This window comes from Shewanella sp. Koi 1 (assembly GCF_052907445.1).
This window is the reverse complement of the sequence record NZ_JBREJM010000001.1, coordinates 3,246,866-3,265,070: the sequence shown is the minus strand read 5'-3', so window position 1 is coordinate 3,265,070 and position 18,205 is coordinate 3,246,866. Positions and strand designations below refer to the sequence as shown.

Below are 18,205 nucleotides of genomic sequence, written 5' to 3'. Positions count from 1 at the left end.
TTTATGGCGTTAAATGATGTTTCTATTCTTTGGGTCGAAGACGACCCGGTCTTTAGGCAAATCGTCGCCACTTTTCTGATTGGGCGCGGTGCCGAAGTTGTGCAGGCCTGCGATGGTGAGCAGGGACTGTCCATTTTTAAGCAACAACGTTTCGATATTATTCTTGCCGATCTCAGCATGCCTAAACTCGGTGGACTCGATATGCTCAAGGAAATGAGTAAATTAGAGCCGCTGGTGCCTTCAATTGTGGTCTCTGGTAATAACGTAATGGCGGATGTCGTTGAAGCCCTGCGTGTAGGTGCCTGTGATTATCTCGTAAAACCCGTCCCCGATTTATTTATCATCGAACAAGCGATAAAACAGGGGTTGCAACGACACCATTCCGATGATGTGACTCAAGCCGAGTTTGATGCTTTATCTAATCAAGAACTCAAGGATAACTTGGCTCTGTTAGAACAAAGTGTTGAGGCGGCTAAACAAGTTCAGCAGCAACTGTTTCCTGCCTCTAACATAAGCTATCCCACAGCCAAGGTGGATTACAGTCTGTTTAAGAGTAGCGATATCAGTAGTTACTTTATTGATTCCACTATGGTAGGCAGTGACTACCTCATCATGTACATGGCCCATCTCTATCCTGAGGATAATCGCGCGGCATTTGCCTGTGTATTGCTGCGTAGTTTTGTGAATCAAAAACTGAAGAGTTTTCGAAGTGGCCAGAGTAAAACCATCATCGAGCCATTCAATATGTTGAGTTACTTGAATGAGCGCTTAGCTAAGTCTGGTCTAGATATTACCGTTGATATTGTTTACGTCGCGATAGAGTTAACTCGGTATCGAGCCGCGATAGCACAAGCAGGGAAGGGGCTAAGGTGCTATTTACGCAATGATGAAGGTTTAAGCCCACTGGCACTCCCAGAGAGCTTACAGTTGGGAATGTTAGATTGGGGGAAACCGAGTATTCAGTTCCGCACGATATTACCTCACGAGCAACTGTGTATCGCCACCAATGAATCAGCACATAAACAGCAATTATTAGATAATCAATTTAAAGGCCTAGTTTACGATCCCCATTTACCCGCTGGTGGTTTTTTGCAACTCAGTTTGTAATTTTGGGGGGAGGGTTAAGTGGCATGGAAGGCTTAAGGCTTTCGACAGAGCGCCACTATGCCTTCAAGCCTTCGCCTTGTCTAAAGCCCGTTTAACTCCCGCTGAATGAACAGATATTTAATACGATTGGTATTAAAAGCTAATAAATAAAAAACGCTGCCAGGTGCAGCGTTTTTTATTATAAAGATCAAAGATTAACGCTTAATTGCCTCGTGTTCAGCAGTGACAGCGATTTCATCTTCCAGCGCTTCAGCTTCATTGTGATGCTTGCTTTCCGCACCGTGCATCCAATCGACTAACTTATCAGCCATAAAGTATAAGATCACGCCAGAAAGTGCCGCGGTAATAGCAATACCCGAGAAAATAGCCATTGCATTGGCAAGCTGTTCTTCTTTTTCACCGCCATGACCAATAAAGGAACCCACCACACCACCAATTTTGTTTGCTGCGGCCACAAATAGGAACCAAGAACCCATCATTAACGAAGCAATACGAAGTGGAGCTAACTTAGTGACCATAGATAAACCAATAGGTGATAAGCACAGTTCACCCATGGTATGGAAGAAATAAGCACCCACTAACCACCACATGCTTGATTTTGCGGAGGCATCACCACCCATCTCAACAACGGCGCCGATCATAAATAAGAAGCCAACGGCTAACAGCACTAAGCCCAAAGCAAACTTAACAGGCGAATTAGGTTCATTCTTACCTAAACGTACCCAAATTGAGGCTACAACAGGGGCAAAAATCACGATAAACATCGCGTTTAATGATTGGAACCAAGTGGTTGGAACTTCCCAGGTGCCGATCATACGGTCGGTAAAGTCGTTAGTGAACAGGTTCATCAGGCCGCCAGCTTGCTCAAAGCCAGCCCAGAAAATGATGGTAAATAGGCCCATTACCATGATGACTTTAATGCGGTCACGTTCAACTTTAGTGAGTGGCTCTTTACGAACTTCACCTTTTTCTGCCGCTTTTTGCTTTTCAAGCTTAGCTGCGGGAGTTCTACCTATATCACCGAGTAACTTTTGCGCAAACACAAGTTGGATGATCAATGACAGGATCATACCAATACCGGCACAGATAAAGCCTGCTTGGAAATTGCCATCATAAGCGGCAACCACAGAACCTACGATAATACCAGAGAGGAAAGCACCAACGTTGATCCCCATGTAGAAAATGGTGAATGCACCGTCACGGCGGTGGTCTCCTTCTTCGTACAGGTCGCCCACCATGGTAGAAATATTCGGTTTGAACAGGCCATTACCTAAGATTAACGTGCCTAAGCCAACATAGAAAACTTCAGTTTCCATACCAGGCACCCAAGCATGGGGCGTACCTAAAATAAATTGACCAGCCGCCATTAAAGTACCGCCAATCATAATGGCGCGACGTTGGCCCAGAAAGGTGTCGGCTAACCAACCACCAAGTAATGGTGTCAAGTAAACAAGTCCAGTGAAGGTCCCGTATAACGAAATGGCATCGGCTTGCGTCCAACCTAAACCGTGTCCACCTTCGCTTTGTACTTTATCCACCAAATACAGCACCAAAATGGCACGCATTGCATAATAACTAAAACGTTCCCAGAGTTCTGTTGTAAACAGAAGGAACAGACCTTTGGGATGGCCAAGCATTGTCCCTTGTGGTTTTGCTACGCTCATGAAGTTTCCACCTTAAGCTCGTGATTGCCTGTAGCGCCCCTGAAGCAGGATGATGTCACTACAGAAAATAGTTGTTGCTCTTCTCATTTCTCAACAGTCAATTCCTGATTTAACTTGCCCCTAAAAGCCAAACTAAATTGTTGAATCGCTGAGGTTTACGTATGAGTTATTGTTACGTTCTTATAATAAAAGTAATAATTTGAGCGATAAATGGGATATTTTCGCTAAAATCCCACCTTATATACCCTTTAAAAGTAACTAAAGTCAATTTTGGCTTGCTAACTGGTGAGATTATCTGCAACTTGCCGCCAACACCGATTAATATTGATTTTTCTAATATATCTGACTGCTGTTTAGATACCGAGCGGCAATGCTTTGGGGACTAAAAAACTGCTTCCATCGGTCTTAACTACTTTGCTATGATTGCGAGCCGTGAATGGACGTCACTCAACATAGGGTAGTGAGATTATATAAATGAAGGCATGGTACCTTTTGTACTGTAAGCCCCGAAGTGAAGCGAGGGCACAACAGAACTTAGCACTTCAAAATTTAGAGACATACTTACCCATGGTCTCTGAAGAAAAATCTCAACGCGGTCAGAAGCGGATCTGCCGTGTGCCTCTGTTTCCAAACTATTTGTTTATCAATTTCAATCCAAGCCAGACAAGTGTTAAGCAGGTCCACTCTACCCGTGGTGTGAGTCGTATCGTCAATTGCCAAGAAAAAATGACACCAATCGACGACCGCATCATTCACGCCATTCGCATGAAAGAATTAACCCCATCCCTATCAGTTTTAGACAATGAATTAGAGCTAAAAACCGGGGAAAAAATTCGCTTTAAAGATGGTCCGTTTGTAGATTTAGAAGGCATTTTCCAAGAGAAATGCGCTAACAAACGTTGCCACGTTTTATTTAATATTATGGGACAGATCAATACCTTATCCGTACCTGAACATTCGGTTGAACGGGTGTAATTCGTGAAGTGTTTCACTTTGCAGAGTAAGATTTTTACTTAGAGTCTTGTAAGACATTTGCTATAGGTTGTTTTTTGTTAGTTTGGTAGCAATTGAACTTGAAATAAAAATGTTAATATATTTAGTGGCTTATTTTTGTCATGGCTACATCGTTATTGAAAATAACTAAATTTGCACCATTAAAAATCAAATATAAATTGCGTGCGTGTTTTTTATACAGATGACGTGATTGCTGAGCTTTACAATGCGTATCAAGTCCTAAGTCACGATAAATGTAAACTGCAACTAAAGTTTTACTTGATTTTATGCAGTTGCAGTACGAGGTTTAAGCTTGCTGCAAGTATGAGGTCATTACTTTAATACTGTTCTTAGCGTGTGAAGGTCGTGCCTTTACATAATCAGTAGAAGTGATTGCTAACTGATATTTTGATTTAAGGTTTTGAAAAATATAAATATTCGCTATGCGAAGGGCAATATAGGGGCCGCAATCTATGGGCGGTAGCGTGCCTGAAAGGCATAAGACAGAACAATTTCTGTCTTTTAGCGGATGCCGAAGGGTGTCTCGCCCGCCACGCGCAGCAGTGGCAAGTCCGAAGGCCTGCTAGCACTAGGACTGCCTTCGTTCACTAGAGCGCAGCAAAGAGCACTGCTCTATCACCTAGAACCTAGGGCCTAGAATCTAGAAGGAGCGTAGTCAGCTCCGCTTTAATGTTTTCCATCTTTAACCCAATCGGAGATATCTGGTGTTACAACAAATCAAAAAATTCATCATAGTGGGGTTAAGTGCCACTGTATTGATGGGCACTCAGGCGCAAGCGTTAACTCCCTCTCCGCAGATGATTGAGCAATTCAAACAATTACCAAAAGCCGAGCAACAGCGTTTAGCCAGGCAATATGGTATTGACCCTAACATGCTGTCTGGTGGCCAATCGCAACCTCAGATAGCCAATCCACAAGTCGTTTCCGAACGTGAAATGCAGCCTGAGCGCATTAATACGGCAAATGATAAGAAAGAAAAAGCGGAATTAGATTTTTCCGTGGACTCTTCGAACCTAAAATTGCGCCGCTTTGGTTATGAAATGTTCGCGGGTGAGCCAAGCACCTTTGCACCAGTTTCTGATGTGCCAGTACCGGGAGAATATCTTGTTGGCCCTGGCGATAACATTAAAGTACAGCTTTACGGGAAAGAAAATAAAGAATACGACCTAGTGATTAATCGCGAAGGAGTCATTCAATTCCCTGAATTAGGACCTATTCCTGTGAATGGTTTGACATTCTCTGAGTTAAGAGAAACGCTGTCACAACGTATTCAACAACAAATGATTGGTATTGAGTCCAATATCACCATGGGGGAATTGCGCTCAATTCGTATTTTTGTAGCGGGTGATGCTTACAAACCTGGTTCATACACCGTTTCTAGCTTATCAACTATTACCCAAGCGTTATTTGTGGCTGGAGGGGTTAACGAAATCGGCTCGCTGCGTAATGTGCAATTAAAACGTAATGGCAAACTTGTAGGTACATTAGATTTATATGATCTGCTGTTAAAAGGTGATGCATCAGGCGACCTGCGCTTACATTCAGGAGATGTTGTATTTATTCCTTCTATTGGTGGTCTTGTAAGCGTTTCTGGCGAAGTCAGACGCCCAGCCATTTATGAGTTAAAACACAACGAAACCATGGCCGATGTGATTGCAATGGCTGCAGGTTTAAATCCTGGCGCGTATCCCAAAAGCAGTTCAGTAGAGCGTTACAACAGTAAATCTTTAAAGACCGTTATTAATGTCGACCTCACAAGTGAACAGGGCAAAATGACCTTGGCGAAAGCGGGCGATGTTATTCGTGTTAAAAATGCCTCAGAGCAATTTGAAAGTGCAGTGACAGTTGTTGGCGCAGTTGTTCGACCTGGTAAATATCAATGGTTTGCTGGGCAAAAAATCAGTGATATTTTTCCCTCAATTTGGGGCGATTTAGCCATCTCAGCTGATTTAGATTATGCCTTAGTGGTTCGTGAGGTTAACCAGTACGGCGATATTGAGGTTCATCAGTTTTCACCGGGCAAAGCGATTAGCAATAAAAACAGTGACCAAGATATTGAGCTAAAAGCCCGTGATAAAGTCATCGTGTTTAATTTTTCTGATGATGTGCAAAACCGTTTCGAGCTGAATAAGTTAGTTAAACAGCGCGTTGAGAAGGTAACTTCCTTAAATACAAACACATTAATTAGTTCCGATTTATTTAAAGCAGGATTTGTCCAGCTTGATAAGAGCAGATTAACCCAACGCACGCAGTTAGCAGGGGTGGTTGTTACTGATAAAACTGAGTCAGAAGATGTCGCTGTGGTCAAAGGTGTCGTCAACAAAATGTTGGCTAACTTATTTGATGATACAGAGTTACTCAAACTCAGTAATCAAATGGCACGTCAAGAATTACTCTACCCTGTTATGGTTAAGCTGAATAATCAAGGCCGAGCAGGGGCAGGGATACAGGTTGTTGGAATTGATGGTCAGGTACGTTTACCTGGGCTTTATCCGCTAACCGCAGGTGCAAGAGTCAATGATTTAGTTGTTGCTGCGGGTGGCTTGAAAGAAGGTGCCTACACAACTAGAGCAGAATTAACATCAACTGTAGTTGATAATTCTGGCTCTAAAACTGAGCATAAAAATATTGACCTTGCTTTAGCACTGCAAAATAACCAAAGTGCCAATTTATTATTATCTGGTAGAGATATTCTCACTGTGATGACCACACCAGATTGGCAAGAGACCAAAGTGGTTGAGGTCAGAGGCGAGGTTAAATTCCCTGGTCGTTACAATATTCGTCGTGGTGAAACCTTAAGTGATTTAATCACCCGTGTGGGTGGCTTTACCGAATATGCAGCATTACCTTCGGCAGTATTTGTACGTGAGTCTGTGCGCCAACAAGAGCAGATTGAAATCAAAAAGCTGGCTGACCAACTCCGTCGTGATATTGCCACGCGTGGGATTTCGAAGGATGGTACGGTAGTTAATTATGCCGATGCACAGTTAATGCTAACTGACCTTGAAAACATTAAAGCGGTTGGTCGTTTAGTTGTCGATTTACCTGCTATTTCACTTGGTATTACTCAGGCAGATTTGCAGTTAGAAGATGCCGACATTTTATATGTCCCTTCAACTAAGCAAACGATTGCAGTAATGGGCGAAGTCCAACATCCTGCAACCCATAGGTTTAAAGAAGGTTTAACGATAGACCAGTATCTAGCCATGTCTGGTGGTGCGAGAGAACGTGCTGATGAGGGAAGAACCTATGTTATTCAAGCTAATGGTTCAGTACTAATCCCATCACGTTCAAGCTGGTTCAGCGGTGGAGAGCAATTGCAACCTGGTGATACTGTGATTGTTCCACTAGACACTGAATATAAAGATAACCTGACGCTCTGGTCGCAAGTGACAGGCATTATCTATAACACTGCAGTCGCTATATCAGCCATCTCTGGGCTGTAGAAATATGAGCTAGAAAGGCACTCGGCCTCAAATTTACTCATAGCTCGCCCTAGGTTCAGTACCTAGGGCATATAACCTAGAATCTGAAGAACCAATGAACACACAAATTACTCAAAATCCAAACACATACCAATCCGATGCCAGATTCCCTCAAGTGCAAGACGACGAAATCGATCTTCGCGAACTGTTTTCTGTCATCTGGCGCGGTAAATGGATTATTTTGGCTGTTACCGCTGTATTTGCCATAGGTGCGGTCGTCTTTGCCATAAAGCAACCAAATATCTACAAATCTGAAGCCCTGCTTGCGCCTGCATCTGAGGAACAAGGCGGTGGTTTAAGTGCGTTAGCATCTCAATTTGGCGGTTTAGCTAGCCTTGCGGGCGTGAATCTGGGTAGCAAAGGCGGTACAGATAAAACCGAATTGGCAATTGAGGTATTAAAGTCTCGCCAATTTACCAGCGAGTTTATTCAAAAGCACAATATTCTTGCCGACTTAATGGCTGCAGAAAAATGGGATAGGGATGCAGATAAAATTATCTATGATCCTGAGCTATACGACGAGCAAACCAATACTTGGGTGCGCGAAGTGAAGGCGCCATTTAAACCTGAGCCATCAATGCAAGAGGCCTATAAAGCCTTTAGCAAAATGATTGCAGTTAATAAAGCCAAAGATACTGGCATGGTGACTTTATCAGTTGAGCATTTATCCCCGACAGTCGCTCAGCAATGGGTGACTTGGTTAATTCAAGATATCAATAAAGTGATGAAGGAGCGTGATGTCACTGAAGCACAACGCAGTACTGAGTTTTTAAATAAACAAATCGCTTTAACCAATGTCGCAGATATCAAAACCGTTCTTTATAAGTTGATTGAAGAACAAGCAAAAACCATTATGTTTGCCGAAGTGCGTGATGAATACGTTTTCAAAACCATTGACCCCGCATTAGCGCCTGAAGAAAAGGCTAAGCCAAAACGTGCATTAATTTGTGTATTAGGCACCATACTTGGTGGCATGTTGGGTATGATGCTCGTATTGGTAAGACATTTTGTAAGAAAAGAAGATAACCTAGAATCCAGAATTTAGAAATTGTGCGGGAGCGCACTATTATCCTTCTTACTTAAATAAGCGAATTATTTTAATTTTTTCGAGGTCTTTTGTTGTGAAAATCCTTGTAACTGGCGGCGCCGGTTTTATTGGCTCAGCAGTCGTTCGTCATATCATCAGCAACACTCACGATAGCGTAATTAACCTTGATAAACTGACCTATGCAGGCAATTTAGAATCCTTGGTGAGCGTGGCGGCAAGCGAGCGTTACGCATTTGAGCAAGTAGACATTTGTGACCGAGTTGAATTAGATAGAGTATTTGCTAAGTATCAACCCGATGCCGTTATGCATTTGGCGGCAGAATCTCATGTTGATCGCTCAATTACCGGGCCTGCAGATTTTATTCAAACTAATATTGTTGGCACTTACACTTTACTTGAAGCCTCCCGCCATTATTGGATGCAACTTGATGCTGAGCGTCAATCAGCTTTCCGTTTTCACCATATTTCAACCGATGAAGTGTATGGTGATTTGCCACATCCGGATGAGCAAGATTGCAAAATTGTAAAGCAAAAACTGCCTTTATTTACCGAAAGCACACCTTATGCGCCCAGCAGCCCTTATTCTGCTTCTAAAGCTTCGAGCGACCATCTAGTACGTGCATGGCTACGTACCTATGGTTTACCGACGATTGTGACTAATTGTTCCAATAACTATGGCCCATATCATTTTCCAGAAAAGTTAATTCCTCTGGTCATCCTTAATGCACTTGAAGGCAAGCCATTGCCCATTTACGGTAAAGGCGAGCAAATCCGTGATTGGCTGTATGTTGAAGATCATGCTCGAGCGTTATACAAAGTGGTTACAGAGGGCAAAATTGGTGAAACCTACAATATTGGCGGGCATAACGAAAAGCAAAACTTAGAAGTGGTGCAAACCATCTGTAGCATCTTAGATTCATTAGTACCTAAAGCCACACCTTACGCTGAACAAATTACCTATGTCACTGATAGACCCGGCCATGATCGCCGTTATGCTATCGATGCAAGCAAAATGAGTGCTGAGCTTGATTGGCAGCCACAAGAAACATTTGAAACAGGCCTACGCAAAACGGTTGAATGGTACTTAGCTAACCAAGAATGGTGCCAGCATGTTCAAGATGGCACTTATCAGCGTGAGCGCTTAGGTATCTAATCCCTTTACGATTCTGTTTTAGCGCCCTTATTTCTATATACCTAGGGCATCTTTATCTAGGAGCTTAATTTTTAATGAAAGGAATTATTTTAGCCGGCGGTTCAGGTACGCGTTTATACCCATTAACTCGTGGAGTATCTAAACAACTATTACCAATTTATGATAAGCCTATGATTTACTATCCTTTATCCACGCTTATGTTAGCTGGTATTCGGGATATATTGATTATTACTACCCCAGAAGATAACGATAGCTTTAAACGTCTATTGGGTGATGGTTCAGATTTTGGGATCCGCTTGCAATATGCGGTACAACCCAGTCCCGATGGTTTAGCGCAGGCTTTTATCATCGGTGAAGAATTTATCGGCGATTCGAATGTTTGCTTAGTGCTTGGTGACAATATTTTTTATGGTCAATCATTTTCCAAGACACTTAAAAATGCGGCTAGCCGTCCCGCAGGCGCTACTGTTTTTGGTTATCAAGTGAAAGATCCCGAACGTTTTGGTGTTGTTGAATTCGATGCTGAAATGAAGGCGATTTCTATTGAGGAAAAACCGACAAGGCCTAAGTCAAATTATGCTGTTACCGGACTTTATTTTTACGATAGCAAAGTCGTTGAATGGGCAAAACAAGTAAAGCCATCTCATCGTGGCGAGCTGGAAATAACTACTCTCAATGAGATGTATCTAAATGCAGGTGAGTTAAATGTCGAGCTGCTAGGTCGTGGTTTTGCATGGCTTGACACTGGAACCCACGAGAGCCTGCATGAAGCATCCTCATTTGTGCAAACAATTGAGCATGTACAAGGATTAAAGGTGGCGTGTTTAGAAGAGATAGCCTATCGCAATGGCTGGTTAACTGCTGCGCAACTTAAAGAACTCGCGAAACCCATGCTGAAGAATGACTATGGGCAGTATTTGGCACATCTGGCGGATAAAAAATGAAAATCCTTATTACTGGAAGTAATGGCCAAGTAGGTAGCTGCCTAGTAAAAATCTTAAACCAGATGCCTGAGATTGAGTTTTTAGCGGTAGATCGCGATCAGCTGGATATTACTGACCTTGATGCAGTAAACAAGCTGGTTAATGAATTTAAGCCGGATACTATTATTAATGCCGCAGCGCATACCGCTGTAGATAAGGCAGAACTTGAGGTCGAACTTTCATATGCAATTAACCGCGATGGTCCACAATTTTTAGCCCAAGCGGCTAACTGTGTTGGTGCAATAATGTTGCATATCTCAACAGACTATGTATTTGCAGGCGATAAGGTTGGTGAGTATGTAGAAACCGATGCTGTTGCTCCTCAAGGGATATATGGTCAAACTAAACTGGCGGGCGAACTTGCTGTTGCCGCTGCTTGCCCACGCCATATCATTTTGCGTACTGCTTGGGTGTTTTGTGAAACCGGCAATAACTTCGTTAAAACCATGCTGCGATTAGCCCAAACTCGTGATGAACTCGGTGTGGTAGCAGACCAATTTGGCGGCCCTACCTATGCCGGTGATATTGCCAATGCGCTTATCCTAATGGCTAAAGCGTTGCACATGGGCAATACCAACTATGGGATTTATCATTTTGCTGGCCTGCCACATGTTAGCTGGCATCAATTTGCCATGGAGATTTTCGCCAAAGCAAAAGAGCAAGATGTGCTTAATAAAGACATATTGGTTAATGGCATTACTTCAGAACAATATCCTACTCCAGCTAAACGTCCGGCTAATTCTAAACTGGATTGTCGTATGATAGATCAAGTTTTTTGCATTAAGCCTAGTGATTGGCAAGCGGCTTTAAATAATTTGAAAGGTTATTTATAGGCAGTTATTCGTAAGTAGCTATTGGTTATTTGTGATAAACGGCGAGTTAGTCAAAAACTAACAACTCACCATTAACCGCTCATAACTAACTACTAACCACTGTCAATTAACCACTCACCATTAACGGTTTCAGAAATGAAGATCATTGACACCAAAATACCAGCCGTAAAAATCATTGAGCCAAAAGTCTTTGGCGATGAACGCGGTTTTTTCTTTGAAAGTTTTAATCAAAAGCAGTTTGAAGCTGCTGTTGGCTACCCAGTTAATTTTGTGCAGGATAATCACTCTAAATCCAATAAAGGTGTTTTGCGCGGTTTGCATTATCAACTTGCTCCCAATGCTCAAGCTAAATTAGTGCGCTGCGTGGTAGGTGAGGTATTCGATGTGGCTGTAGATATTCGTCAAAGTTCTCCCTTCTTTGGACAATGGGTCGGTGTGCATCTGTCAGCAGAAAATAAACGCCAGTTGTGGATCCCGGAAGGGTTTGCCCATGGATTTGTGACCTTGAGCGATACTGCAGAGTTTTTATATAAAACTACTGATTATTATCATCGTGAAAGTGAAGGTGCAATTGCTTGGAACGATCTGGAGTTAAATATTCTATGGCCAACATTTGAAGTGCAGTTATCAGAAAAGGATCAGAAAGCGCAACTATTTTCACAATTTAAACAGGCTTTAGAACATGAAAATTAAGCTTATACCCCTTCAGGCTCACGGTGATGAACGTGGCTCGTTGATTGCTTTAGAAGAGGGGCAAAATATTCCTTTTACGGTTAAACGGGTTTACTACCTCTTTAATACTAAAGAAGGTGTTGGTCGTGGTTTTCATGCTCATAAAACACTTAAGCAAGTTGCGATAGCTGTGCGAGGTTCTTGCCGTTTTGTATTGGATGATGGACAAGAACGTGTCGATGTTTTATTGGATAATCCCGCCCAAGGTTTATTAATTGAATCGTTTATGTGGCGGGAAATGTATGACTTTTCATATGATTGTGTGCTAATGGTCCTAGCTGACCAGTTATATGATGAGTCTGACTATATTCGCGATTATTCAGAATTTATTAAGGCTGCAAGTAATTATGTTCATTCATCGGCTAAGTGATGTGCAATCCACCCAAATTGGTAAGGGTACTAAGGTCTGGCAGTTTGCCGTAGTCCTTAAAGATGCAAAAATTGGCAGTGACTGTAATATTTGTGCACATACTTTGATTGAAAATGATGTAGTGCTAGGAGATAACGTAACAGTTAAATCTGGCGTCTATATCTGGGACGGCACTACCATTGGTAATAACGTCTTCATTGGCCCATGTGCCACATTTACAAATGATAAAATGCCACGCTCCAAAGTTTATCCTGACGCGTTTTCTAGGATCACCATCGAAGAACACGCATCTATTGGAGCCAATGCCACTTTATTGCCTGGCGTTACCATTGGTAAACACGCCATGGTAGGGGCGGGTAGCGTCGTGACTAAAGATGTACCTGCTTACGCTGTGGTTGTGGGTAACCCAGCCAAAATCATTAAATTTATAGAGATGTAAAATGATTAACTTCCTTGATTTAAAAGCCATCAACAGCCAGTACCAGCAAGAACTAAAAGATGCCTGCGCGCGGGTGATTGATTCTGGCTGGTACATTATGGGCAATGAGCTTTTCCAATTTGAAACTGAATTTGCTGAGTATTGCGGTACTAAACATGCAATAGGTGTTGCTAATGGTTTAGATGCGTTAATTCTTACTATTCGAGCATGGAAGGAATTAGGTAAACTCAAGGCTGGTGATGAGGTTATTGTTCAAGCTAATACCTATGTTGCATCTGTATTAGCTATTACTGAAAATGATTTAGTACCTGTTTTGGTTGATCCTAATCCCTTAACATACAATTTAGACGCAGAAATCGTACGAAAAGCTATAAGCCCAAAGACAAAATTAATATTACCAGTCCACCTCTATGGTTTGATATCCCCTATGTTAGATATTATGGATATAGCAAAAGAGTATGGTCTTTTAGTATTGGAGGATTGTGCTCAATCGCATGGTGCTGAAATTGGAGGCAAACGTGCAGGTAGTTGGGGGGATGCAGCTGGTTTTAGTTTTTATCCTGGTAAAAACTTAGGCGCACTAGGGGATGCTGGTGCAATTACTACCAATGACGATGAACTGGCGAAAACCCTTAAAGCACTACGTAATTATGGGTCCCATAAAAAATATGAGAATACCTATAAAGGCATAAATAGTCGATTAGATGAAATTCAGGCTGCAATGTTAAGAGTTAAGCTTTGCTATCTTGATGACGAAACTAATAAAAGACGTTTAGTCGCAAAGAAATACTTGAGTAATATATCGAATAAATACCTGAAACTACCTACTTGGGATTTAACAAATAATCATTCTTTTCATTTATTTGTTATTCGAACTGAATTTAGAGAAGAACTTAGTCGTTATTTAACGAATAATAATATTGATTATGTAATTCATTACCCTATTGCACCGCATAAGCAAAAATGTTACCTAAATCTTAGTAATAAAATTCTACCAATTACCGAATGTTTACAGATGGAGGTTATTAGCATTCCAATTAGTGGTGTGTTATCAGCTGATGAAGTCGACACTGTTATTTTAACGCTAAATAACTTTAATCCATTATGAGCAATTTGTTATGATGTTAAGCGTTGTTTTGGCCGTCAATAAAATTGATGATTATCTCCCGTTTGCTATCAGAAGTATCTTAGAACAATCATTTAGTGACTTTGAATTCGTTATCGTCGCAAATAATTGCACTGACTCTCTTTGGAATTATTTGCTCTCTGAGCAAGAAAATGATGAGCGAATTAAATTATATCGAACATGTTTGGGGCAATTGGTTTTTAACCTAAATTATGGTGTTAACATAGCTAGAGGGAAATATATTGCGCGAATGGATGCCGATGATATAAGTTTACCCGATAGACTAAAGAAGCAAGTTGATTTCTTAGAGCAACATCCAGATGTTAACCTTTGCTCTACGAATTTCAACCGTATTGATGAAAATGGACATATTATTACTGAGTCTTGTCAAATATATTTCTCTAATGATGAGATACGTAAAATTTTGCCAAAATTTAATCCAATAGTACATCCTTCTATCATGTTCAGAAGAGAAGATTTCTTAGCTCGTAAAGGATATTTATGGTCTGACTGGGCAGAGGATTATGAATACCATTTAAGGTGTTTGAGGGATAAAAACTACAAATTTCACGCTTTAAAAGATATCCTATTACATTATCGTGTTTCCTCTACGCAAATGACGGCACAAAATAATGGTCTTAACAATTATGCAAATGAATGTTCATTGATGTATAGAGAGTATTTGTTTACAGGTAGTTATGTATATATTTTTAGAATTCTTAGACTAAATTTAAGTTTAAGGAAGTTAAAAAGAATAATGATTGCTCTATTTAGGAAATAGTATAGTAATGAGAGTTTTCCACATTATTAATATTTCTTGGGCAGTATTTGAGAAAATACTAACAATTTTACTTACATTAATTACGACAGGAGCAATTTCAAGGTACTTTGGAGTTGAATTATTTGGGGCATACCAGTATTCATTATCTGTATTGTTTGTTGTTACCTCAATGACTTGGCTATGTCCTGCGGAAACCTTATTTTCGAAGGTCACTCCAGAAGGCAGATTGGAAAATGATGTACTAGTAACCTCTATTGTTTATAGGTTTTTTATCTCAGCCTTAGTTTGGTTAGGTTGTCTTGTTTATACTTTAGTTTATATCGATACGGATTATCAATTAGCGTTTATTCTTATTTTGACTATAACTATTCTCTATACTGAGCCATTAGGGGTTTTCAGGTTTGTTTTAGAGTGTCAAGGGCAATATCATGTTACTGCAAAAATAAGAATATTTGGCCTGATAACGAAAGTATTTTTTACTCTTTTGCTTATATGGGCAAACCTAGATCCTATCTTAGTTCTTTTGCCTATATTAGCTGAATCATTTTTAGTGTCTGTTTTTTGTCTTTATTATGCTAAAAAGCATGATAAAAAAATACAATTCAATTTCGCATTTCTTGATAAAAAAATTGCAAAAGTGTTTTTCCTGGATGGGGTAAAGCTTTGGTTGGGTTTACTTTGTATGAGCTTATTCCTGAAGTTAGATCGACTAATACTTCAAGGACATGAGACCGAACAGACTTTCGGTTTATATACAGCAGCTTTTAGTGTGCTTGAGCAATTGATATCGCTTTCAACTATGGTGGTTGCGGTGTTAGGGCCGGTACTAATATACCGTGCTGTTGGTAATGAACTTAAAGCCAATACATTAAAACTTTCTGTATTGTTATTTTGTGTAGGTTTATTTATTTTAGCAGTGATGTACTTCTTATCTAAATATTTTATAACGTATGTTTATGGCGAGAAATACATTGAATCTGTTGATATGTTTAGAAAGCTTGTATTTGTCTTACCATTAGTTTTTTGTGATTCAGCTTTAAATGCATTCATTATTAAAAATAAATCTAATATATTCTTTTTCGTTAAATGGGTGGTTGTGCTAATTTCATCCTATGTTATTATTTTTTTAAATTTAGATAATTCAGGTTGGGTTGCAGGTGTTTATGGCTATTATACAGGCTTTATGATAGCGGTGTTTATGTCATTATATTATTTTTTTTCTAGGCATGAGGTAGACCTTGTTCATTATAAATAAGTTTAAAAAAGCAATTAAAAAAAATAAATTTATGTTAGGAATTTATGAGCTAATATTTCAGCGCGATTTGATTAATGTATTAAATGGGAAGAAAGAAAAGCGAGTTTTATTTAGTTATAGTACCTATCACTTTAAAAAAAATAACTATGTTAAGCACTCTAATTACAATGAATCGTTGGTTATTGCGAAGTTGTTTGATGAGTTAGGCTATCAGGTTGATGTTGTAAATAACAATCGATTAACCAAAAGGGATATAGCATCATATGATCTAGTCTTTGGTGAGGGTTTACCTTTATATCAAGCAATAAGTTTACCTAACCCTCCTAAAACAATTTATTATGGTACGGGATCACATCCATTTCATTGTACTGAGCAATCATATAAACGTCTGATAAATTTTTATCATAAGTATTCATGTATTGCATTATCCTCGCTACGGACAAGTGACCGGCGTTGGGGATTAGCTGCATCAATGGCCGATGCAGTCATTTGTATTGGAAATGAAATAACAAAAAAAACTTTCATTGAGCACGGTGCACGAATAGTTTTTACTGTAGATCCCAGTTACATTCAACGTAAAGATGCATTAGAAATTGGGGAAAGTAAAAATTTTGAAGAATGCCGAAAATCTATGCTTTGGTTTGGTAGTTATGGTTTACTACATAAAGGATTAGATTTGGCTGTTGATGCATTTAAAAACAGACCTGATTGGACATTGCATATTTGCGGATTTACTCCTGATGAACAGTACTTACTTGATACACTCGAGTTAACCGATAATATTATTGTACATGGCTTTATTGATGTTTTTAGTGATGATTTTAAATTTATCGCAAATCAATGTGGATTTGTGATCTTACCTTCATGTTCAGAGGGTACAGCAACATCCGTAATTACAGCTGTGGCAAATGGGGCAATGATACCGACAGTCACCAAAGAATGCGGTTTCGATGTTGGAACAACGGGTTTTATTATCGAATTAAGTTCTGCTGATATAGAAAGTAAACTTACTTTATTGGATGAAATTGAAAGTAAATTTTTAAAAGAGTTTGCATTAACTGCTCAATTAAGTGCAATTAATAGATATACCACTGATAACTTTAAATCGAGTGTTAAAAGTAATCTTGAAAATATCTTAAAAGGTTTTGAAAAATGAATCCTCTAGTGAGTATTGTAATACCAGTTTTTAATCATTCAAAATATATAAAAGAATGTCTCGATTCAATTTTGTCCCTAGATTACGATAACATCGAAGTGGTTTTGTGTGATGATGGTTCAACTGATGATTCATATATCAAAGTTGAAAACTGGTTAAAAGAAAATCCTTGTGTTAGAGCTAAATTACTCTGTCAAAGTAATCAGGGTGTTTGTAAAACTCTTAATAGATTAGTGAATGAGTCTTCTGGTGATTATATTGTAATTTGTGCAAGTGATGATTCATTAACTCCCGACAGTATAAGGGTCAGGTATGATTTCCTTTCTATACATTCTGAATTATATGCTGTAATTGGTGATGCATATGTAATTGGAGAAGATTCAAAAATTATTAGTAAATCCGCTATGAGGTATTTATACTCCGCCAACTATAGTAATCTAAAAAATAATATTTGTAACGAGTTGATTTTAAGATGGTCTGTTGTTGGTCCTACAATTATGATCCGTCGTTGTGCATATGATTTTATTGGCATGTATGATGAAAATTTATTAATAGAAGACAGGGAATTCTATTTAAGATTATTAAAAGTAAATCGGCTAGGGTTTCTAGCTTCAAACGTAGCAAATTATCGTGTACACAGTAGCAATGCTAGTCGTAAAAGTATTACCTCTAAATTAATAATTTCATCTCAAGTTGCTATAGCTAATCTAAAACATTGCAATGATTTTGGGGTAATTAACAACCTTTTTTTAAGAACCCATGTTATCGATCTATTTCTCGTAAGTTTAGGTAGTAATTTTTTCACATATTACTTATTATTTATCTATAGAGGGTGCAGACGATTATTATTCACACCATTTAGATTTTTTAGAAGATGAACATGATTTATTTCTGTCAAATTTTTTCGCTTTTCTCATCAATAATGATTTTCTTCACTGTCATTAATGATGTTAAAAGGAATGGTTATAAGGTTATTTTAAATCCGTTTTTCTGGTCACATGTTTACTTGTTTTTTTATATTGTACTCCCTTCTTTTTTTGTGTTCGAAATAGATAAATA

15 protein-coding genes and 2 pseudogenes are annotated in these 18,205 nt (G+C 39.5%); 16 read left to right on the top strand and 1 reads right to left on the bottom strand.

Going from position 1 to position 18,205, the window contains the following annotated elements:
* Window positions 1–3 precede the first annotated feature (3 nt).
* Entirely contained in the window at window positions 4–1,107 is a 1,104-nt protein-coding gene (locus ACUZ8J_RS14345) for a response regulator (protein WP_446694209.1), read from the top strand.
* A 194-nt stretch (window positions 1,108–1,301) separates the two neighbouring features.
* Here the strand turns inward: ACUZ8J_RS14345 and ACUZ8J_RS14340 are convergent, their stop codons facing one another.
* On the bottom strand, window positions 1,302–2,771 hold the full coding sequence (locus ACUZ8J_RS14340) for a peptide MFS transporter (RefSeq protein ID WP_023267157.1): 1,470 nt from the start codon (window positions 2,769–2,771) through the stop codon (window positions 1,302–1,304).
* A gap of 474 nt (window positions 2,772–3,245) precedes the next feature.
* Between ACUZ8J_RS14340 and rfaH the strand changes: the two genes are divergently transcribed.
* The 15 genes and pseudogenes from rfaH to ACUZ8J_RS14265 all read left to right on the top strand — a co-directional run bounded on the left by rfaH (window position 3,246) and on the right by ACUZ8J_RS14265 (window position 18,024).
* A complete protein-coding gene (rfaH, locus tag ACUZ8J_RS14335) occupies window positions 3,246–3,746 on the top strand; it encodes a transcription/translation regulatory transformer protein RfaH (RefSeq protein WP_446694208.1) in 501 nt (166 codons plus the stop codon).
* Between the two features lie 743 nt (window positions 3,747–4,489).
* On the top strand, window positions 4,490–7,231 hold the full coding sequence (locus tag ACUZ8J_RS14330; RefSeq protein WP_446694207.1) for an SLBB domain-containing protein: 2,742 nt from the start codon (window positions 4,490–4,492) through the stop codon (window positions 7,229–7,231).
* Window positions 7,232–7,325: 94 nt separating this feature from the next.
* Window positions 7,326–8,315, top strand: coding sequence for a Wzz/FepE/Etk N-terminal domain-containing protein (locus tag ACUZ8J_RS14325; RefSeq protein WP_446694206.1), 990 nt, complete (start codon window positions 7,326–7,328; stop codon window positions 8,313–8,315).
* Between the two features lie 76 nt (window positions 8,316–8,391).
* Window positions 8,392–9,471, top strand: coding sequence for a dTDP-glucose 4,6-dehydratase (rfbB, locus tag ACUZ8J_RS14320; RefSeq protein WP_446694205.1), 1,080 nt, complete (start codon window positions 8,392–8,394; stop codon window positions 9,469–9,471).
* A 74-nt stretch (window positions 9,472–9,545) separates the two neighbouring features.
* Window positions 9,546–10,415, top strand: a complete 870-nt coding sequence (gene rfbA / locus ACUZ8J_RS14315; protein WP_446694204.1) for a glucose-1-phosphate thymidylyltransferase RfbA — start codon at window positions 9,546–9,548, stop codon at window positions 10,413–10,415.
* Window positions 10,412–11,287, top strand: a complete 876-nt coding sequence (gene rfbD / locus ACUZ8J_RS14310) for a dTDP-4-dehydrorhamnose reductase (protein ID WP_446694203.1) — start codon at window positions 10,412–10,414, stop codon at window positions 11,285–11,287. Before rfbA ends, rfbD begins: the two co-directional genes overlap by 4 nt.
* A 135-nt stretch (window positions 11,288–11,422) precedes the next feature.
* Window positions 11,423–11,980, top strand: coding sequence for a dTDP-4-dehydrorhamnose 3,5-epimerase (gene rfbC, locus ACUZ8J_RS14305; protein ID WP_446694202.1), 558 nt, complete (start codon window positions 11,423–11,425; stop codon window positions 11,978–11,980).
* A complete protein-coding gene (locus ACUZ8J_RS14300; protein WP_446694201.1) occupies window positions 11,970–12,389 on the top strand; it encodes a sugar 3,4-ketoisomerase in 420 nt (139 codons plus the stop codon). Before rfbC ends, ACUZ8J_RS14300 begins: the two co-directional genes overlap by 11 nt.
* Window positions 12,310–12,597, top strand: a pseudogene (locus ACUZ8J_RS14295) (hypothetical protein); the annotation flags it as partial. The gene ACUZ8J_RS14300 and the pseudogene ACUZ8J_RS14295, both read left to right, overlap by 80 nt.
* A 21-nt stretch (window positions 12,598–12,618) precedes the next feature.
* A pseudogene (locus tag ACUZ8J_RS14290) lies at window positions 12,619–12,813 on the top strand (DapH/DapD/GlmU-related protein); the annotation flags it as partial.
* 16 nt (window positions 12,814–12,829) lie between these two features.
* Complete coding sequence (locus ACUZ8J_RS14285) at window positions 12,830–13,936, top strand: DegT/DnrJ/EryC1/StrS family aminotransferase (RefSeq protein ID WP_446694200.1); 1,107 nt, start codon at window positions 12,830–12,832, stop codon at window positions 13,934–13,936.
* A 10-nt stretch (window positions 13,937–13,946) separates the two neighbouring features.
* Window positions 13,947–14,735 carry a glycosyltransferase gene (locus ACUZ8J_RS14280; protein ID WP_446694199.1) on the top strand — a complete coding sequence of 263 codons (789 nt, stop codon included), beginning with the start codon at window positions 13,947–13,949 and terminating at the stop codon, window positions 14,733–14,735.
* Between the two features lie 7 nt (window positions 14,736–14,742).
* On the top strand, window positions 14,743–15,990 hold the full coding sequence (locus tag ACUZ8J_RS14275; RefSeq protein WP_446694198.1) for a hypothetical protein: 1,248 nt from the start codon (window positions 14,743–14,745) through the stop codon (window positions 15,988–15,990).
* The gene (locus tag ACUZ8J_RS14270; protein ID WP_446694197.1) at window positions 15,974–17,146 is read left to right on the top strand and encodes a glycosyltransferase; all 1,173 of its coding nucleotides are present in this window, start codon (window positions 15,974–15,976) and stop codon (window positions 17,144–17,146) included. The genes ACUZ8J_RS14275 and ACUZ8J_RS14270 overlap by 17 nt, the downstream gene beginning before the upstream one ends.
* The gene (locus tag ACUZ8J_RS14265) at window positions 17,143–18,024 is read left to right on the top strand and encodes a glycosyltransferase family 2 protein (protein WP_446694196.1); all 882 of its coding nucleotides are present in this window, start codon (window positions 17,143–17,145) and stop codon (window positions 18,022–18,024) included. The genes ACUZ8J_RS14270 and ACUZ8J_RS14265 overlap by 4 nt, the downstream gene beginning before the upstream one ends.
* Window positions 18,025–18,205: the final 181 nt, after the last annotated feature.